Annotated in this window: 17 protein-coding genes; 10 read left to right on the top strand and 7 right to left on the bottom strand. The window is 68.6% G+C overall.

Features of this window, described 5'->3' with window-relative positions; all coding sequences use genetic code 11:
• The first annotated feature begins 38 nt into the window (after positions 1 to 38).
• Together ACFXI3_RS07550 and ACFXI3_RS07545 are read left to right on the top strand one after the other, a co-directional pair.
• Positions 39 to 1,532 carry an FAD-dependent monooxygenase gene (locus tag ACFXI3_RS07550; RefSeq protein ID WP_378398671.1) on the top strand — a complete coding sequence of 498 codons (1,494 nt, stop codon included), beginning with the start codon at positions 39 to 41 and terminating at the stop codon, positions 1,530 to 1,532.
• Positions 1,529 to 2,191, top strand: a complete 663-nt coding sequence (locus ACFXI3_RS07545) for a GDSL-type esterase/lipase family protein (RefSeq protein ID WP_378398669.1) — start codon at positions 1,529 to 1,531, stop codon at positions 2,189 to 2,191. Before ACFXI3_RS07550 ends, ACFXI3_RS07545 begins: the two co-directional genes overlap by 4 nt.
• Here the strand turns inward: ACFXI3_RS07545 and ACFXI3_RS07540 are convergent, their stop codons facing one another.
• The 6 genes from ACFXI3_RS07540 to ACFXI3_RS07515 form a co-directional block, all read right to left on the bottom strand.
• Positions 2,192 to 3,031 carry an SDR family oxidoreductase gene (locus ACFXI3_RS07540; protein ID WP_378398668.1) on the bottom strand — a complete coding sequence of 280 codons (840 nt, stop codon included), beginning with the start codon at positions 3,029 to 3,031 and terminating at the stop codon, positions 2,192 to 2,194.
• A complete protein-coding gene (locus ACFXI3_RS07535; RefSeq protein ID WP_378398666.1) occupies positions 3,028 to 3,960 on the bottom strand; it encodes a patatin-like phospholipase family protein in 933 nt (310 codons plus the stop codon). The genes ACFXI3_RS07540 and ACFXI3_RS07535 overlap by 4 nt, the downstream gene beginning before the upstream one ends.
• Before the next feature lie 70 nt (positions 3,961 to 4,030).
• A complete protein-coding gene (locus tag ACFXI3_RS07530; protein ID WP_378398664.1) occupies positions 4,031 to 5,335 on the bottom strand; it encodes a GGDEF domain-containing protein in 1,305 nt (434 codons plus the stop codon).
• 191 nt (positions 5,336 to 5,526) lie between these two features.
• Positions 5,527 to 5,850 carry a hypothetical protein gene (locus ACFXI3_RS07525; RefSeq protein ID WP_378398663.1) on the bottom strand — a complete coding sequence of 108 codons (324 nt, stop codon included), beginning with the start codon at positions 5,848 to 5,850 and terminating at the stop codon, positions 5,527 to 5,529.
• Positions 5,851 to 5,959: 109 nt separating this feature from the next.
• A complete protein-coding gene (locus tag ACFXI3_RS07520; RefSeq protein ID WP_378398662.1) occupies positions 5,960 to 7,561 on the bottom strand; it encodes a carboxylesterase/lipase family protein in 1,602 nt (533 codons plus the stop codon).
• A 321-nt stretch (positions 7,562 to 7,882) separates the two neighbouring features.
• Positions 7,883 to 9,199, bottom strand: a complete 1,317-nt coding sequence (locus ACFXI3_RS07515; RefSeq protein WP_378398661.1) for a helix-turn-helix domain-containing protein — start codon at positions 9,197 to 9,199, stop codon at positions 7,883 to 7,885.
• A gap of 336 nt (positions 9,200 to 9,535) precedes the next feature.
• Here ACFXI3_RS07515 and ACFXI3_RS07510 point away from each other — a divergent pair, with 336 nt between their 5' ends.
• From ACFXI3_RS07510 to ACFXI3_RS07475, 8 genes are all read left to right on the top strand, one after another.
• Positions 9,536 to 10,117: a toll/interleukin-1 receptor domain-containing protein gene (locus ACFXI3_RS07510; RefSeq protein WP_378398660.1), complete on the top strand. Its 582-nt coding sequence runs from the start codon at positions 9,536 to 9,538 to the stop codon at positions 10,115 to 10,117.
• A gap of 29 nt (positions 10,118 to 10,146) precedes the next feature.
• Complete coding sequence (locus ACFXI3_RS07505) at positions 10,147 to 12,276, top strand: hypothetical protein (protein WP_378398658.1); 2,130 nt, start codon at positions 10,147 to 10,149, stop codon at positions 12,274 to 12,276.
• Positions 12,273 to 13,253: a hypothetical protein gene (locus ACFXI3_RS07500; RefSeq protein ID WP_378398657.1), complete on the top strand. Its 981-nt coding sequence runs from the start codon at positions 12,273 to 12,275 to the stop codon at positions 13,251 to 13,253. The genes ACFXI3_RS07505 and ACFXI3_RS07500 overlap by 4 nt, the downstream gene beginning before the upstream one ends.
• A 3-nt stretch (positions 13,254 to 13,256) precedes the next feature.
• The gene (locus ACFXI3_RS07495; protein ID WP_378398655.1) at positions 13,257 to 14,276 is read left to right on the top strand and encodes a serine/threonine protein phosphatase; all 1,020 of its coding nucleotides are present in this window, start codon (positions 13,257 to 13,259) and stop codon (positions 14,274 to 14,276) included.
• Positions 14,273 to 15,214, top strand: a complete 942-nt coding sequence (locus tag ACFXI3_RS07490; RefSeq protein WP_378398653.1) for a protein kinase — start codon at positions 14,273 to 14,275, stop codon at positions 15,212 to 15,214. The genes ACFXI3_RS07495 and ACFXI3_RS07490 overlap by 4 nt, the downstream gene beginning before the upstream one ends.
• Positions 15,214 to 15,915, top strand: a complete 702-nt coding sequence (locus tag ACFXI3_RS07485; protein ID WP_344287883.1) for a vWA domain-containing protein — start codon at positions 15,214 to 15,216, stop codon at positions 15,913 to 15,915. The genes ACFXI3_RS07490 and ACFXI3_RS07485 overlap by 1 nt, the downstream gene beginning before the upstream one ends.
• Before the next feature lie 71 nt (positions 15,916 to 15,986).
• Positions 15,987 to 16,424 carry a hypothetical protein gene (locus tag ACFXI3_RS07480; RefSeq protein ID WP_378398652.1) on the top strand — a complete coding sequence of 146 codons (438 nt, stop codon included), beginning with the start codon at positions 15,987 to 15,989 and terminating at the stop codon, positions 16,422 to 16,424.
• Entirely contained in the window at positions 16,408 to 17,139 is a 732-nt protein-coding gene (locus tag ACFXI3_RS07475) for a zinc finger Ran-binding domain-containing protein (protein ID WP_378398651.1), read from the top strand. Before ACFXI3_RS07480 ends, ACFXI3_RS07475 begins: the two co-directional genes overlap by 17 nt.
• Before the next feature lie 8 nt (positions 17,140 to 17,147).
• Here ACFXI3_RS07475 and ACFXI3_RS07470 read toward each other — a convergent pair whose 3' ends face one another.
• Positions 17,148 to 18,032, bottom strand: a complete 885-nt coding sequence (locus ACFXI3_RS07470; RefSeq protein ID WP_378398649.1) for a LysR family transcriptional regulator — start codon at positions 18,030 to 18,032, stop codon at positions 17,148 to 17,150.
• Positions 18,033 to 18,131 lie beyond the last annotated feature (99 nt).

The raw sequence follows: 18,131 nt of genomic DNA, 5'->3' as shown, positions 1-18,131 counted from the left end.
AGGGTGGCCGTATCGAACGCGAACACAGGGGGTTTGCCATGCATGACGCAGTAATAGTGGGAGCCGGGCCGGTCGGCCTGTTCCTGGCTTGCGAGCTCGGTCTCGCGGGCAGCTCGGTCTTGGTGCTCGAACGGGAGCCCGAGCCGGGCTCCCAATGGCGGACGGCTCCGCTCGGGATGCGGGGTCTGTCGGCCACCTCGATCGAGGCATTCCATCGCCGCGGGATGCTGCCGCCGTTGCTGGCGGCGTCGGACCTCCACGACGCTCCCGGCGAGGATCGGCCACGGTCGGTGGGCCATTTCGCGGGCATGGTGCTCGACCCGGCCAAGGTCGAGGTCGGCGCGTTTCCCTACCGGCTGCCCAGTTCGCTGCCCGGGGGCATGATGACCAACCTCGACGCGATCGAGGCGGTGCTGTCCGAGCAGGCGGCCAAGCTGGGGGTCGAGATCCGGCGCGGGGTCGAGGTTTCCGCTGTCGAGCAGGCCGAGGACGGCGTGGTCGTGCGGGCTGGCGAGCGCGAGTACGCGGCGCGCTGGGCGATCGGCTGCGACGGCGGGCGCAGTGTCGTGCGCGGGCTGGCGGGTTTCGAGTTCGTCGGCACCGAACCGCAGTTCACCGGCTACACGATGCTCGTCGACCTCGCCGACCCGGAGAAGCTCAGCCCGGGATTCAACCTGACGCCGACCGGGATGTACGTCCAGATGCCCACGCCGGGACACCTCGGCGTGCTGGACTTCGACCACGGCGAGTTCGACCGCACGCAGCAGCCAAGCCTGGAGCACCTCCAGACGGTGCTGCGTCGGGTGTCCGGCACCGACGTCACGCTGACCGGCGTCCGCCTCGTCTCGACCTTCACCGACCGGGCGATGCAGACCACGACGTACCGGCGCGGCCGGGTACTGCTCGCCGGCGACGCCGCGCACATCCACTCCCCGCTGGGCGGACAAGGACTCAACACCGGAATCAGCGACGCCTTGAACCTGGGCTGGAAACTCGCGGCGGTGATCCGCGGGCAGGCACCGGAAGCACTGCTCGACACCTACACCCGCGAACGCCATCCGATCGGTGCCTGGGTGCTCGACTGGACTCGTGCTCAGGCCGCGGCGATGCGGCCGGACGCGCATGGCCAAGCAGTGCAGGGCGTCCTCCGCGATTTGCTCGAAACCCGCGATGGCACAACGTATGTGTACGGGAAGATGTCCGGCTCGTCGCTCCGCTACGACTTCGGGGACGAGCATCCGCTGATCGGCCGCTACGCCCCGGATTTCCAGCTGACAGACGGCATTCGCCTCAGCGAGCTGATGCGGGACGGTCGCGGCGTCGTGCTCGATTTCAGTCCCGACCAGCGTCTGCGCGAGGCAGCGGGCCAGTTGTGTTACGCGGCCGGTGTGGCGAAGGACGATCTCGGCTTGGGTGCGGTGCTGGTCCGGCCGGACGGCATCGTCGCCTGGGCGGGCGACCACGGCTTTTCCGCGGAATCGTTCGCCCAAAACAAAACTCAGTGGTTCGGCGAAAACCAGGAGCAGCAATGACCATCACTCTCCGCCCGGGAAGCACCGTGCTGTTCACCGGCGATTCGATCACCGACTCCCAGCGAAACGAGAGCGAAGACGGTCTCGGATTCGGTTACCCGCTGCGGATCGCGGGCGAATGGGGGCTCCGCCATCCCGAGCGTCCGGTGACCTGGCTGAACTCCGCTATCGCGGACAACAAAGTCATGGACCTCGAAACCCGTTGGCAGAACGACGTTCTCGACGCGCGCCCGGACGTGGTGTCGATCCTCGTCGGCATCAACGACGTCGGCTGGCATTCGTACGATCCGGACGGCCGCGTGATTCCCGCCGAGGATTACGCGGCCGGCTACGACCGGCTGCTCGCGCCGCTGGCCGAATCCGGAGCCGAGTTGATCCTCATCGAACCGTTCCTGCTGCCGATCAGCGGCGACATCGAGGTGGGAGATATGCGCCTCGGCGTCGCGGAACGGAAGAAGTGGCGCGTCGACCTCGACCCGAAAATCCAGGTGGTGCGCGAACTCGCCCGCGAATACGGCGCACATCTGCTCGCCGCCGACGGCATGTTCGCCGAACTCTCCGCGACGACCGGGCCGGAGTACTGGGCCGCGGACGGCGTCCATCCGACGCCGGCCGGGCACGCGGCACTCGCCGCGGCTTGGCTGCGCCTGGTCGCCTGACTATCGCCGGGATCCTTGCTGCGCCTCGAGATTCGCCCGGTACGCCGTCCGTTCCGGGCGGTCCGAGTGCAGCGCCCGGTCGTCGCGGACCAGCCGCCGGATGCGGTTGAGGACCGGCTCCGGGGTGATTCCCGCGGCTGCGGCGAGCGCGCCGACGTAACCGGGGACGGCGATTTCGGCGCGGCGGTTGCGCACCGAATCGACGACCGCCCTGGCGACGTCTTCCGGCTGCACCTTCGGGATCGGCCGCATGTCCAGGCCCGAGGCGAGCGCGGTGTCGACCGCCGACGGCAGCACGGCGGTGAGGCTGACGCCCGCGTCCGCGAACTCCAGGCGGGTCGCGGCCGTCAGCCCCACCACGGCGAACTTGGTGGCGTTGTAGACGGCCAGTCCCTTGACCGGGAACTTGCCTGCCAGAGAGGCGACGTTGACGACGTGGCCGAAACCGCGTTCGGCCATACCGGGCAGCGCCAGCTTCAGGCCGTTGAGGACGCCGCCGAGGTTGACGTCGATCTGCAGCCGGTCGGTGGCGTCGGAGAGTTCGAGGAACCCGCCGTTCGGCATCAGGCCGGCGTTGTTCACCAGCACGTGCAACGGTCCGTGGGCCTTCTCGGCCGCGGCGACGAAGGATGCGAACGAGTCGCGGTCGGCGACGTCGAGGTGGTGGGCGGTGCCGCCGATCATCTCGGCGGTCTCCTCCGAGGCCGCCTTGTTGAGGTCGCCGATCGCGACGCGCGCTCCCTTGCTGGCGAACAACTTCGCCACGGCACGGCCGATCCCGGCACCGCCGCCGGTGATCGCGACGGACGCGCCGTCGAGGGTGATCTTGGGATAGGTCATCGGGTCGCTCCTTGCTCGATGGCGGCGCGCACGCGCGCTGGGGTCAGGGTGCGGCCGGCGCGGAGCACGTCGGCGCGGCGGCGCAGATCCATGAAGTTGGGACCCATGACGTCCAGCTCGGCCTGGCCGGGTTCGATCCGGAGCACCCGGATGCCGGCGGCACGGAGCTGCTTGACGTCGGCGTCGACGCGCCTGGTCATCGCGCGCCGGGCAAGCCGTTCGACGCGAGCGAAGCCGCGCCCGCGTGCGCCGCCGGAGGTGGACATTGGCGGAATGAGCACGACCTCCTCGACGCCGGTCGGGAGGACGAGATCGGCGGACGTCGGCGAGACGGTGCCGCCGTCCACGTACGTGCGGCCGTTGATCGCGACCGGCGGGAACCATCCTGGAATGGCCCAGGACGCGGCGATGGCAGTGCCGAGGTCCGTCCGGTGCGAATTCCCGAACGCGACCCGCTCCCCCGTGCGAACGTCGGCCCCGACGAGCCAGGTCTTCGGGTGATCGACCCAGCCCTCGGCGTTGGCCAGCCCGGTGCCGAAATCGCGCAGCCACCCGGCGTCGCCACGCCCTCTGGGCAGCACTCCCGCGAGCCCCGCCAGCAGATCGGCCCGGCCGCGCAACGCCGCCGCAGTGAGGCCGAGACCAGGCCATACAGGCGTCGGCAACGGCGGCAGCATGCCCGGATGCTGGGCGAGGTGGCGTGTGACGCGCTCGTCCGCCGGCTCGCCACGCAGCGCGGCCAGGATCTCGCCGGCCCCGATTCCCGCGCCGAGAAGCGCTGCCATCTCCGCGCCCGCGGACGTCCCGACCAGGACCTCGGCGTCGCGCGCGTCCCATCCCAGCCGGTCCTCGACCGCGGCGAGGGCGGCAGCGGTCCAGGCGAAGCCGAGCGTGCCGCCACACCCGAGCACCAGTGCGCGTTTGGTCATCGGCCACCTCTGCGGAATCACGTGTCAGTGGCGGAACCGTATGTCATTTTTACGGTGAGGGCAACATTGGTCAGCCGAGGTCGGCGCTGCTGACGACCTTGTTGCGGCCGGTGTTCTTCGCGGTGTAGAGCGCTTGGTCGGCCGCGTGGACCAGGCGATCGATGGCGGAACCCGACTCGGGATACGTCGCGATGCCGATCGAGGCGGAGAGTCCGTCGATCGTCCTCCTGCCGTTCAGAGCAGGCACCTCCACGGCGAGCCGCTCGACGGCCTGGCGGACGCGTTCGGCGACGACGCGGACGTCGGTTCGGTGGATGTCGGGCAGCAGAACCACGAATTCCTCGCCGCCGAACCGGCCGACGCTGTCGTAATCGCGGACCGCGCCGGAGATCGCGGCGGCGACGGCGCGCAGGACGGCGTCACCGCTGAGGTGCCCGTGCTCGTCGTTGATCCGCTTGAAGCGGTCGAGATCCACCATCAGCACGCCGAAACTGGAGGCGGCACGCTGCGCACGGTCGAGTTCGCGGCCGGCGAGGGTGTGCCAGCCGGTGGTGTTGAAGAGACCGGTCTTCTCGTCGGTGGTCGCGGCGATTTCCAGCTGCTTCACGAGGACCGCCCGGTGGATGACGAGCAGCGGCGGCAGAACGCAGAGGGCCAGTTCGGCCATGGTCGTCACGGCGAGCGCGGTCAGGAGGCCGAGGCAGAGGGTCGCGGCTTCGAGCAGGTTGTCGCCCCAACTGCCGAAAAGGGTGCGCAGCGAGCGGTCCGGTGCGTTGAGTCCAGGGACGGTGATGAGGGCGGCGATGACGAAGTACGCGGCGGTGGCGAGGGCGAGGCTGCCGAAACCGGTCCATCCGGCGCGCAGGGCGTCGTCGAGGTTGGGGGTGACGGTCCGGGAGAGGACGGCCGCGGCGGCTTGGCAGGTGACGATGACCAGGGCGGCGTTGAACACCACGCGGAAAGCCGAGATACGGCGGGCGCGATAAGGGCTTCGGACGGCCAGATAGGCGTAGAGGACTGCGACAAGTCCCGTGACGAGAGCCGAGGTCAGCACCAGCACCCCGGCGAAGCTCCACACCGAAGTCAGGTTGATGTGCGGAGTGCCGGAGATGAGCCGAAGGCGTTCGACCTCGCGGCCCAGTTCGGCCTGCAGCAGGCCGCAGCCGGTCAGCAGGCCGAAGACGAGGAGATCCCGGCCGGAGAAGTGTTCGGTACAGACAGCGTTCGCGGTCGCGCCCGCCGCGGCGCTCTCGATCAGAAGGCAGTAGGCGATCAGACCGGGCCGCTGGTTCCACAGTTTCCACTGCGACGGCGATACCGCGGCGCGGAAGGAACGCGCCGGTCTGTCCGCGAGATCGGTGTCAGCCGTACCCACGTCGCCCCCTGCTTGACCAGCGCGTCCCCCGACGGACCATCAACAGTAGTCGGCGGCATTCGCACTGTCAGCAGAGTTCGGAAAACGTTGCGGCGAGCCGACAACGCGGATGTACGGCCGGGTTTTCCTTGTCCTGACTGCTGAATTCCAGGGAGCCGGGTGCGCCGATCCGATCGGCGCACCCGGGGTGGTCACTTCGAGGGCAGCGGCTGCGGCTTGCCGCCGTCGAGGAGACCGTACGGCAGGATGCTGTCCGGGGTTCCGGTGATCGCACCCGCCGGGTTGTTCATCAGGCCGGTGACGAAATTGGCGCCGGAACCGTTCGGCGAGGGCAGCAGGAAGCTGAGCGTGCCCGCACCACCGGCCAAGCCGCCCACCAGGTCTCCGACACCGCCGAGGCCGCTGTTGGCGCTCGGGCTCGATCCCGGACTGTCCGCTGGTGCGGCTTGGGCCGTCGCGGTGGACAGGAAGATCAATGCCAGCCCCAGCCCGAGGCCCCCGAGTGCACGCTTCACGAAACCGCTCCTTTTTCGAAGTGTCGTCCGGTAACGCGACTCAGGGTCGTCCGCGACGGCTGGCGCTGCCACTGGAGACCGGGTAAAGCGCCCGATCGGGCAAGGATTGTCAGTGATGGAAGGGAGTCAGCGGATCCCAGAGTTCCGCGCAGTGGTGCTGGCGCGGGATTTCCGTGGTGAGCTGACTGTCCCCGGCGGCGTTGAGCGCCAGCACGACAGGATTGTCCTTTGTATACGGATCCCACTGCGGAGCGCCGTCCACAGTGGGGTTTCCGGTGCGTGCGAACCCGGACCACTGCGTCAGCAGCTGATCGGCGAGTGCCTGCTGATTGGCCGTGAGCTGAACGCCGTTCGGGAACATCAGCAGCCATTCGGCGACGTGATACGCACCGTTCGGTTTGGCGGGGTCGACGAAGAATTGCGGCGGGATATCGGTGTCGTCGACCTGGTAGGCGAAGACCGGGATGTGCCGCGACAGCCGCTCGTCGTTGATCAATGCGGGGCAGACCGAGTTGGAGTCGGCGACGGCGGTCCGGTAGGCGAGGAACGGGGCCGGCGCGGGGTAGCGCTTCAGCGGATAGGTCTTGCGGACCTCGTCGGCGTGCTTTCCGTACTGTTGCTTCATGAATTTGTCGTAATCGGCCGCGGTCTCAGCGAACGGCAGTTGAGTTTCGTCGCGGTCGACGCCGTGCATCAGCGTTATGTGATTGACGTGTCCGGTAGCGAAAGCCTCGGCCGGCGACATCGGCAGCGTCTTGCCGTCGACGATCGGCGCGACTGTGCCGTTGTCCGGATTTCTCCCCTGGCCGGCCTGTTTGAGCACCTTCTCCGCGGGCAGCGCGCGCAGGCAGGCGGCGGTGGAACAACCCAGCGCTTTGGCGAATCGCGCCCCCTTTTGCTGCGCTTGTTTCTCGGTGGGCAACTGTGCTTTGCAGTCCTGCGTTTGCCAGATGATGTCTGCGCCGAGCAGCGAGTTGTACTCGCCGCTTTGGCTGATCCCGCGCTTGAACAGCCCGGCCGAGGCAGGCGAAGCGGTGTGGGCGCAGACGCTCGAACCGCCCGCGGAATCACCGTAGATCGTGACGTTGTGCGGGTCTCCGCCGAACTTCGCGATGTTGCGTTGCACCCACCGGAGCGCGGCTTGCTGGTCCTGGAGACCGTAGTTGCCCGCGTGCGCGCCGAACGATTCATGTGCCAGGAAACCGAAAATCCCGAGCCGGTAATTGAACTCCACGCTGATGACGCGCCCGGCCGTCACGAGACGGCTCGCGTCCGTCGGCTTCCACAAGAGGAATCCGCCGCCGTGGATCTGCACCATTACCGGAAACGGACCAGGACCCGCATTCGCCGGCACTCGCACGGTCAAGTTGAGGCAATCCTCGTTAGCCGACCCGGGACCGGTTCCAGGCGGCTGCGGACACTCATTGCCCTCCGCGGTCGCGGCGAACGGCTCCGTCCAGTGCGCGGGCCGCTGCGGCGCGGCCCAACGCCGCTCGCCGACCGGCGGCGCGCCGTAGCGAATCCCTTGCCACGACTTGATCTCCGCGTTCGCGACCCCGCACACCGGTCCGTCGTCGGTAGTCACCGTGGTGCCGGGCGAACACGCCGGCGCGCCCACCTTGGTGGCCAGCGCCGCCGACCCGGCCAGCGACATCACCACCCCCACGACGGCCGCCAATACCGCAGCGGATGTCTTTCCGTCGAATCTCATCCGTCCTCCTTCGCTCCCGCCTGGCCGGGGAGGCCGAACGAACGACGAGCAGCAACCACGCACCGAACAGGCGGTTTACCGGTATGGGCTCGACCAATGACCAACTCCGGGTCATTGCCGCGGGCACGAGTCCCGCGCGCCTCCAGTCTGACCGCCGCACGAGGCGGCACAACCTCCGTTCGGGCGCGCGGGAACTGTCAAATTCCCGGGGACGATGGTCTTTGTCAGGGATCAAGGCGACCGGCGGGAGGAGACGGGCGCACGAGCGAAGACCCTTGGGGCCAAGCAGATTCTTCGGAGCAGCACGTTCGGCCGGAACGGCTATCTCGCCGCGCTCAAGACCGCGGTCAGCTCCGGGCTCACGACGCGAACGGCCGGATGCGCGTGCCAGCGGCGCAACACCACCGCCAGCTTCCGCAGATCGGTCCGGATCGTCGCGGATCCGAGCTGGACGATCTGCGCCAGCAGCGGCTGCGCGAGCCGGCATGCCTGCTCCAGTTCGCCGGAAGCCGCGTACGCCAGGCACAACCGGAGGCCGAACCGGGTACGAGCGCGGACCGCGCCGTGCGGGATCCGCGCGATTTCCCGGTCGAGAACGTTCGCCGCCTCCGCTGGGCGGCCCAGGTCGTAAAGGCACCAGCCGGTCGCGACGCCGACGGGATCGGCGACCTGCGAGGTGCCGATAACGGGACCGGCCGGCATGCCCGCGGGGTCTTGCAGCCAGGCCCGCGCTCGGTCCAGCGCGCGCATGCAGCCGTCCGGATCTCCGGCGAGGGCATGGCCTTGCGCCTCCCGCTGCGCCGCGAGCCCGAGCACCCGGGCCGGCACGGTCTTGCGCTCTTGCGCCTGCCGCGCCAGTGCGACAGTCTCCGCCCCGTCACCCTGGTACATGGCGATCAGCGCTTGCCGGACCAACGCGTAACTCGACAGGAAGTCGTCGCCGGCGACACCGGAAACGCGCACTGCCCGCGCGGTCCACCAGGCGGCGGCCTCGTCGTCGCCGGATTCCTGGGCCATCCAGCCCGCGTACTCCGCCGTCCGGGCCGCCAACGAGGCGACCTTCGCCAAGGCCCGGCCGCCCACCTGCGCGGCGAGTGTCCGCAGCGCCTGGGCCTGCCCCACCACCATCGGCAGCACGACGTCCGGAGAGGACGCCTGGCCCAAGTCCCGCGCGGCGTCGAACAACCGCCGATGCTGAATCAGCTGCGCCTCCGCGTCCACGGCCACGACCCCGGTGCCGGACACCTTGAGCCCCGCGATCACCGCCATCCCGCCGAGCAGCACGTCCCGTCGCGCGACCGGATTGAACGCGCCTCCGCCATCGGGCATCATCGTCATTACCCACACTTCTTCCTCGGTTGCCCCGGCCGCGATCGGCCGGGAAGCCCGCTCGGCTTCGCCGGCGAGTTCGATCAGCTCACCGGCCGCACCCAGCAAGGCGTCGCACTTCCGCACGAACTCCGGCGACGGAGCCTGCGCGCCGGTCTCGACCCGGCTGACGTGGCCCTTGCTGTAGTAGAGCCGCCGGGCGAACTCGCTCAGCGAAAGCCCTTCGGCGACCCGCATCGCTCGCACTCTCGACCCGAACGTCTCCGGAACGGAAGACACCTGGCGCACCGCCCTTCGTCGATTTCCCATCTTGCCCGACCGGCAGTCTTCACCCAGCAGGGTGGACGTTCCAGACAACAGCTGGAAACAGGAAACGGACGCTCAGTGTAGTGCGATTTCTACCGAACAAATGATCAGCTGGAGCAGATTTCGTAGATCATTACTTCAGTGTTGTCAGCGGTAGTCAAAAGCTGGACAAAAGCACGGCCGACGATCGGAAACAGGAAACACTCGCCTACCCTCAAGTAGGGCTTGTCAAGCAGCCGTTCGGATGCCAAAGATTGCTCTCTGTTCCCCGCGACCCTCCTCCCCGACCGGCCCCGTGCCGCGGCGCGCACGACCGGCCAGACCAGGAAAGGCCACTCGTTGAACCAGATCTTCCTCAACTACCGCACGGTCGACGACGGGTTCGGCGTGGCGCTGCTCGACCATCGGCTGTCCCGCGCGTTCGGCCCGGAAGCGGTCTTTTTCGCGTCGAAGTCCATCGAACTCGGCTCCGAATGGGAGCAATACCTGTTCGACGCGGTCAAGGCCTCGCATGCCCTGCTGGCAGTGATCGGGAGAAATTGGCTGAACGCCCAGGACGGGAAGGGGAACCGCCTGCTCGACGATCCCCAGGACTTCGTCCGCCGAGAGATAACCACCGCATTCGAGCTGGGGAAACGCGTCATTCCAGTCCTGCTGGACGCCCCTCGGATCACCCGCGAAGAACTTCCCGAACCGCTTCGCCAACTGGCCGATGTGCAAGACGCGCGGGTCCATTTCCGCAACGCCGTCCCCGACATCGACCGCCTCGCGAAGAGGCTGGAGCAGCTCATCCCCGGGCTGCGCCGCGCCTCCTCCGCGGTCGCCGGCACCAAGTTCACCGCCCACGCGCACCAGGGCGGCGTCGTCAACCAGTTCGACCGCGTCGACGTGCGCGGCGACTTCCACGCCGGACCCCGCTGACCGTCTCCCCCATACCCCGGAGCTGACTCTTGAGCGAAGAGACTCCGGCCGAAGAAGCTGCGAAGGAACCGGCGGAACCGCCGGAGCCTGAGTCTTCCTCGGCCGAAAAAGACCCCCCGCCGCCCTCGGAGCGGGACCAAGCGGTCCACGACCTGCGCGGCCAAGCCTCGGACTTGCTGAACGTCCAGTTCAGCAAGATCGTCTCGGAGGCCGCCGGCCGGCTGGAAGGCGTGACGAACCTCAACATCTTCCACGAGGTGCACACCGACGGCGATTTCATCGCCGGGCCGGGCGGCCGGAGCACCTCGCGGCGCTCGGGCAGAAGCCGGGCCCAGCCGCAGGACCTCGCCGCGATCGAGTACTTCGCGCCGCCGCCCGACTTCCAGGACTGCGTGGACCGGCTGCACAGCAACAATCTGCTGATCATCGCGGACGCGGCGAGCACCGGGCGGTTCAGCCGCGCGTTGGCGGCCTTGCGGGAGGTGCTCGACGAGAACGCGGTGATCTACCGCGTTCCCGCCTCGATCCTGGGCAACCCCAGCTGGCGGATTCACCAGCCGCGCAGCGGTTACCTCGTCGTGGACCCGGACAACGGCGACGGCAAGTTCTCCGCGAGCAAGCTCACCGACGATTGGCTCGCGAAAACCGCCGAACGCCTGCAGGACGAGGAAAGCCATCTCGTGGTCGTGACCGGCCCGGCGGCCGGAACCCTTGCCACCGCGACGAAACGCGTCGAGTTCGTCGTCGAAGAGCTCGAACTGCCGGATCCGATGGACATCGTGCGCAAGCGGCTGGACGGCGAGGTCCCGTGGGCCGACCCCGAAACCCTCCGCGGCCAGCTGGCCGCCGCCAACGTCGAGGAACTGCTTGAAGAACGCGACAATCCGGAGTTCGCGGCCCGGGTCGCGCGTGCCGTGGTCAACGCCGTTCGAGAGAACGAGGATCTCGGCAAGGCGCTCGACAAACTGCGAGATCCGACCGGGCAGGTCCGGGAATGGCTCAGCCAGAACCCGGGCAGCGTGGACGTCGCGCTCGTCTTCGCCACCGCGGTGCTCGAAAACGCCAGCTATCTCCACGTCGCGGACGCGGCGATCGCGCTCCACAGGCAGCTCAGCAACGGCAGCTCGGCGACGCTGACCCTGCGCTACCTCCGCAAGATCGTCGCCGAGCGCAGCTGGCTGGAGCTCGATTCCGACGAAACCCGAGGCAGAGCCAGCCTGCGCTTCAAATCGGCTCGCTTGCGAGTGGCCGTGCTCGGCATTCTGTGGCTCGAGCTCGACGGCGCGCGCGAGAAAATACTGAACTGGCTGCAACACCTCGCCAACCACACGAACGTGGACGTGCGGGCCCGGGCGGCCCACGCCGCGGGGATCCTCGCGAACACCGACTTCGAGCACGGCGTGCACGGCTACCTCCTGCAGTGGGCCACGTCCGACTCGGCCTTGTTGCAGCAGAGCGCCGCCTACGGGCTCAACGTCGCGGGGACGCGGAGTCCCGGCAACACCGGCATCGCCTGGTCGTATGTCGAGCGGTGGGCGGAACTCGTCGGCGAGCCCAAGATCCGCAGGCTGCCGATCACCGCCGGCCTCGCGGTCGGCGGGCAGCTCGGCACGCAGAATCCCCGGCGTGCCTTGCGCGTCTTGCGCCGCCTCGTGCGCCACGGCGACTGGGGTTTGCTGGAACCCGTCGCCGTCAGCACCCAGGCACTGCTCGAATCGGGCTGCGCGGAGGAGGTGCTGCAGGCCCTGCTCGAGTGGACCGAGCGCTCGGAAGACGGGGAACCCGAGGTCAAAGCCCTGACGATATTCGCGTTCGCCGTCGCGCCCGAAGCCGGTCTGCGCGAGCGTCCGCTGCTGATGCGCGAAGAACGCCGGCACGGTGAAGTGCTGGCGGAGCTCTGGGGAAGGGCACTGGCCAGCACGGCGGCCCGGACCCTCGCCGAGGACGCCCTGAGGTCGTGGGTCCGGGTATCCGATCGCGATCGCTCGGCCGCGGACACCGTGCTCAGCGTGCTGGCCGGAATCGCCGATCGCGGGACCACGGACTTCGAACGGGTCCTGCACCTCCTGCGCGGCTGGGCGAACGATCCGCACGACCCGTCGGACCAGGCAGCCGAATTCCACGACACCCTGCTCGATCTCGAGGAAGAAGCATCATGAGCCAGACCTACAACCCGGTCCTCGTCTGCGAAGAAGTCCGGCGCATGCGCCTCGGCGCCCCGCTGCGCTCGCCCGAACTCGGCGTCGCGATGGTCCTGGAACGGGCGACCGGCACCCCGCTCGTGGTCAACCACGGCGAACGCGTGCCGGACGCGCGGACCGGCAACTACCGCCGGATGCACCTGATCGACGTGGCCACCCGCGGGCTGTCGTTCACGGTCCTGGTGGCGAGCTCCGACCCGGCCTTCACCTTCCGGGTGACGGTCGAGTTCGCCTGCCAGGTCACCGATCCGGTCGCCATCGCGTTGAACAAGGTCACCGACATGACCGCCAGCCTGCTGCCCTCGCTCACCTCGATCGCCCGGGAGACCGCGGCCCGCTTCGACGTGCTGGAACCCGCGGCGGCGTCGAACGCGATCTCCGCCCGCCTCAACTCGGCGCGCGACTCGCCGACGGTGCGGCTCAGCAGCTACTCGGTGTCGGTCTCGATGGTCGACAACGAGGAATTCGTGACAGAGCAACGGAAAATCCGGGTGCGCAAGCTGTCCTTCGACGCCATGCGCCCGATCGCGGGCGGGACCCGCGAGGACATGCTCGCCCACATCATGTCGATCGAGGACGGCGATCCGATGGCGCTGCTGGACCGGGAACGAGCCGACCGCGCCGCCGAGGTGAAAGCCCAGATCGACGTATTGCGCACCTTGTCCGGCACCGACATGGAGAACTTCAGCGCCTCCGAAGTACGCGAACAGGTCCTCGGCCAGTTCTTCGACCGGAGCAAGGCGGTGCCCGGCAAGCGGCGGAAACTCCGGGACAGCTTGGAGAACCGCGCCAAAGCGGAGATCGAGGAAGCCAAAGTCGTCGAGGGCAACGTTCCCCCGGCGAAGAACACCGCCGAGGACGGAGCGCCGTCCTCGAAACGCGCCAGCCGGCTCCGAGGTTCGATGCGGCCGGCCGAACCGGAAAACGAAAGCTGAGGCATGGACGTAACTCCCGGTGCGCGAGGCACCGCACGCCTCTGGCACTACACGGAAGAAGCGCTCGCCGCGGTCGCGGTGTGGACGGAACGGATCGCGGGAAAGGGCGAGGACGCCGACCCGCTCGTGCTCCTGCACCGGCCGTCGAGATCAGGTTTGCTCGCCGTCTTCGACGGGGTCGGCGGCGCGGGCCGGGCCCCGGCGGGCCGCACACCGTCCGGACAGCTGCGCACCCAAGCCTGGCTCGCTTCCCGGCGAGCTCGCGCCCTGGTCGAGGAATGGTTCACCGACGCGACGACTGCCATCGCCCCGAACGTGCTCGCGGCGCACCTCGGCAACCGGCTGGGCGCCGGCGTGGTGCGCCCGCGGAGAATCCGGGGCAAACTCCAGCGCGAGCTTCCGACCACCTTCGCCGGGCTGATCTTCGAAGTGGCCGACGGGCAGGCCGCTTGGCAGGTTCTGTGGGCCGGGGATTCCCGGTGCTACGTGGCCGAACCCCGAGGCGGGCTGCAGCAACTCAGCCTCGACGACACCGAGACAGGCGATGCGCTGGAGCTGCTGCTCCAGGACCCGCCGATGACCAACCTGGTGCAGGCGGGCGGCCCGTTCCAGATCCGCGGCAGCCGGGGATCCGCCCGGCTGCCGTGCCTGCTCATCACGGCGACCGACGGTTTCTTCGGCTACGTCGGCACTCCCGCGGAGTTCGAGTACGCGCTGTGGGAGACGTTGCTGAGCGCGCAGGACGCGATGCACTGGTCGGTCCTGCTCACGGAGAAGGTCCAGTCCTATACGCAGGACGACGCGTCCATCGCGATCGTCGCGCTCGGCTTCGAGGACTTTTCCGTCGTCCGCGCGAGCTTCCGGGCTCGGTTCGACCGGCTGCGGGAAGAACACGCCGAGCCGATGCGCCGGGCGGCCGCCGGCGGGCGAACAGCCTTGGTAGAGACCAGAAAGCGCTCGTGGCTCGCCTATCGCGAGTACTACGAGCGCCGGCTTCCGCCACGCGAAGGGAGCGACTCGTGAAACTCGGCTCGGCCGTGCGGGGCTACGAGATCATCACCCGCCCGTCGAACGCGAACGCGGGCAAATGCCTGTGGGCGTTCGCCCGCAAGGACGGCAGGGATTTCTTCGTCAAGGAGTTCCTCGAACCCAAACGCCCGCGCCCGGACTCGATGGGCTCGGTCGAGGACAAGAAGCGCCGTCTCGCGGCCTGCCGGAAATTCGAAAAACGGCACGAGAAGCTGTCGAACATCCTGCGCTCGGACCATCCGCACGCCGGAAACCTCGTGCTGGCAAGGGATTTCTTCGCCGATGGGACGCGCTACTACAAGATCACCGACCGGATCGACCCGGTGGACGTGGCTCCCGCGAACCTGGCCCCGCCGGATCGCGCCATCCTGTTGCACACCCTCTGCGAGAGTGTCGCGCTGCTCCACGAACACAAGATCGTCCACGGAGACCTCCGGCCGGAGAATGTGCTGATCCACCGGCCGCCGCGCAGCGACCTGCACATCGCGAAGCTGATCGACTTCGACGACTCCTACGTTTCCGGCAAGCCGCCAGCGGCCGGGGAAGTAGGCGGAAACCCGTACTACGGCGCACCGGAATGGCTCAGCTACCTCCGCGGCGAGCGAGGTGTCCGTGCTTCCCAGCTCACCTCCGCGGCGGACATTTTCGCGCTGGGGCTGCTGATCCATACCTACCTCGCAGGCGCTCCGCCCGAGTTTCCAGCGGAATTCGAATCGCCTGCCGCGGCGGTGCTCGCCGGAGCCGATCTGAAGCTCGATCCGGCGCTGCCCGCGGAGTGGGCCGAGGTGCTGTCCGGCACCGTGCGGAACGAGTCCTCGGCCCGGCCCACGATCAACGACGTGCTGACCCTGCTGCGCGCCCAGCACCCGCCGGCCGCGCCCAGCCGGGTCCGGATCAATCTCACCGGACGTGTTCCGGCGAAAGGAAAATGATGACCCAGCAGACCGCGACCGACCTCGGCTACGCCGTCGACATCGTGTTGTGCATCGACACCACCGCGAGCATGCGCCCGATCCTGGACAACGTGAAGGCGAGCGCACTGACCTTCCCCGGCAAGCTCATGCAGGAAATGGCCGACAAGGGCAGGCGAATCCGCAGCCTGCGGCTCAAGGTCGTCGCCTTCCGCGATTACGGGGACCGCGCCGACGACGCCTTGTCCGAGACGGATTTCCTTTCCGTGCCCGCGAAAGTGGACGAGTTCGAACGCACTGTCAGCGCGCTGCGGCCGGACGGCGGCGGGGACGAGCCCGAGTCCGGGCTGGAAGCGCTCGCCGTGGCGATGCAGTCCGAATGGGAGACCGGACTCGACCGGCGCAGGCACGTGATCGTCGTTTTCACCGACGCGCCCGCACATCGGCTCGGCGATCCTCGCCAGCGCGGCGCCACCGGCTATCCGTCCTCGATCCCGAGCTCGCTGGACGAGCTTTTCGCCTGGTGGGGCCACGCGCAGCAGCGCGGAGCACGCATGGAGAACTCGGCGAAGCGGCTCTTGCTCTTCGCTCCCGAGGCCTACCCGTGGGAGGACATCGCCGACGACTGGAACAACACGCTGTTCTTCCCTTCCACCGCGGGGGAAGGGCTCGAAGAATGGGAAATGGACCAGATCATCGCCACGATCGCGAGCAGCCTTTGAGCCGGCGCTTCCGCTGGCCCGGCCGACGGAACCACGCGGCATCTCCGCCAGCGGAAGCTCCCCCGCGCCCGATGCCGCCTGCGATCGAAGGGCCGGACGTCGTGCTGTACCGGGACCGGGCGTTGCTGATCATCTGCGAGCGGCCCCGGCCGGGAGCACCGCCCGCGGTGCTTCGGATCCCGGTCCGCAACTGCGCGACAGCGTCGCTCTCCATCGAACCCGGGCTGACCGGCCAGGAACTTCTCCGGCTGGACTTGAGCGTGCGATGGGGCCGGGACGCGCGGTTCGAGCTCCCGATGTGGTTTTTCGAGCAGTACCGGGTCTTGCTGCAGCGACTGGTCGACGAAGTGACCGCGCCGCCGAACCCGAGCCCGCGACCGCCGGGACCGCCGCCGGCTCCGGTGCTCGCACCGCTTCCGGTGCGCCGTGCTCCCCGCGACCACAACTGGGTGACCTTCCGCTCCGGAGACGATGACGAGGTGGTGGTGTTCGATGCCGGACAAGGCTGATTGGTCGTGCGACTCCTGCCACACGAACAACTACGCACAACAGTCGGTGTGCCGCGTCTGCGGCCGGGAAGCGGGAAGCGCGACCGGGGAACTGGCGCTGCCCGACCATCGTCCGCTGAAGATCGCGGCAGACGAGACCGTCGCGTTCGTGGATTCGAAACACACCAAAACGGAACGGCCGACAATCGCGCTGGCCCCAGTGCCGCCGCCGCGGGCGCCGACGCGGCCCCCGCCTGCACCGAAGATCTCGTCGCCCGGCCCGCGATATGCCCCGCACCGGAGAAAGCGGCGGGTTCTCCCGTGGCTGGTACTGGCGGTCTTCGGGTTTCTGGCGCTCGTCTACGGCAGCGAGCTTCTCGCCCATCTCAGTTCGAAGTTCCAGCAACCCGCGCAAACCACGGCCGCGACGCCGTGCCCGGCGGAGGCCGCTAGCTGGCTGTCGGACTCCGGAGCGGGGCTGGTGGCCAAGTACGACACCGGCAAACACACCGTGACGATCTGCGTCGGTTCGGACGGCTCCTACCACTACGACGGCCGCGTCAACGACGGCCGGCCGACCACGGCGGACAATCACATCTCGCTCCATGCCGAGCGGACTTCCAACGGATTCACCGCGGTCAACGGGGAGTACAGCTACGAGATCTCCGGGCTTGACCTGACTGTCCGGAAGCGCAACAAAGTCATCGGCCGAGAGCATCTCACCCCGGTGCACTGACGCCCGCGCTATGCCGCCTGAACCTCAGCCGCCGCGCGCAATTCGCGCACTAGTTCTCGTACCGCGAGGGACTGCGCGCCCGCGTAAGTCGCGACGTACCCGATCCGCCGAGTCGGCGGATCGGCGATCGGGGTGACCGCGACTCCCGGCGGGATGGCGGCGAGGGTGAGCTTCGGCAGGACTGCCATGCCAATCCCTTGTGCCACCATGGAAAGCACCACCCCGTCGTCGGCAACTTCCATTTTCGCCGACGGCAGCCAATCCTGCCGGGCCCACCAGGACCGGGTGTAGGAGGAGCAGTTTTCCGGCCAGTCGAGCAGCGGCAGAGCGCGCGGATCGGGCAGGACTGCGGGGTTCACCAGGAAATACGGCTCCCGGAACAGCTCTCCGGCGACCAGACCCGGCGGCGGGGTTTCGTCCTCGCCGAGGGTGGCGATGGCGACGTCCGCGCGTCCGTCGGCCACTTCGCCCGCGGTGCCGCGGCCTAGTTCGGGGACGATCAGGACTTGCGGGTTCAGGCCGGAATGCTTGGCGGTCAAGCGTTCCAGGGCAGCGGGCAGGAGATGTGCGGCCGCGCTGCGGAAAGCGGCGATGCGCAACGGGCCGGTGAGGGTTCCGGCTGCCGCGCCCCGGGCTTCGGCGCGGAGAACGTCGAGTTGGCGCAGGATCAGCCGGGCGTGCACGAGGGCGCGGGCGCCGGCCGCGGTGGGGCGGGCACCGGTTCGGCCGCGGTCGAAGAGGATGGCGCCGACCTTGCGTTCGCAGGTCCGGACGGCGTGCGAGACCGCGGACTGGGTGAGACTCAGCTCGGCGGCAGCGGCGGTGAAACTGCCGGTGCGCTCCACCGCGAGCAGCAGGCGCAACTCGCCCGGCGTGAGGTCGACGGCATCCATGCGGCCAGCTTAGCCGCGGCCATGAGTGAGATTCATGGATTGGCGCGGTCCATCGATCCGGAGGTCTGCTCAGGCGGCTTCGACGCGGATAAATTGCTG

It is taken from the genome of Amycolatopsis sp. NPDC059235 (assembly GCF_042754125.1).
In the GTDB taxonomy this organism is placed as follows: Bacteria; Actinomycetota; Actinomycetes; order Mycobacteriales; family Pseudonocardiaceae; genus Amycolatopsis; species Amycolatopsis albidoflava.
Note: the sequence above shows the minus strand (reverse complement) of the source record. Positions and strands in the feature narration are given on the sequence as shown.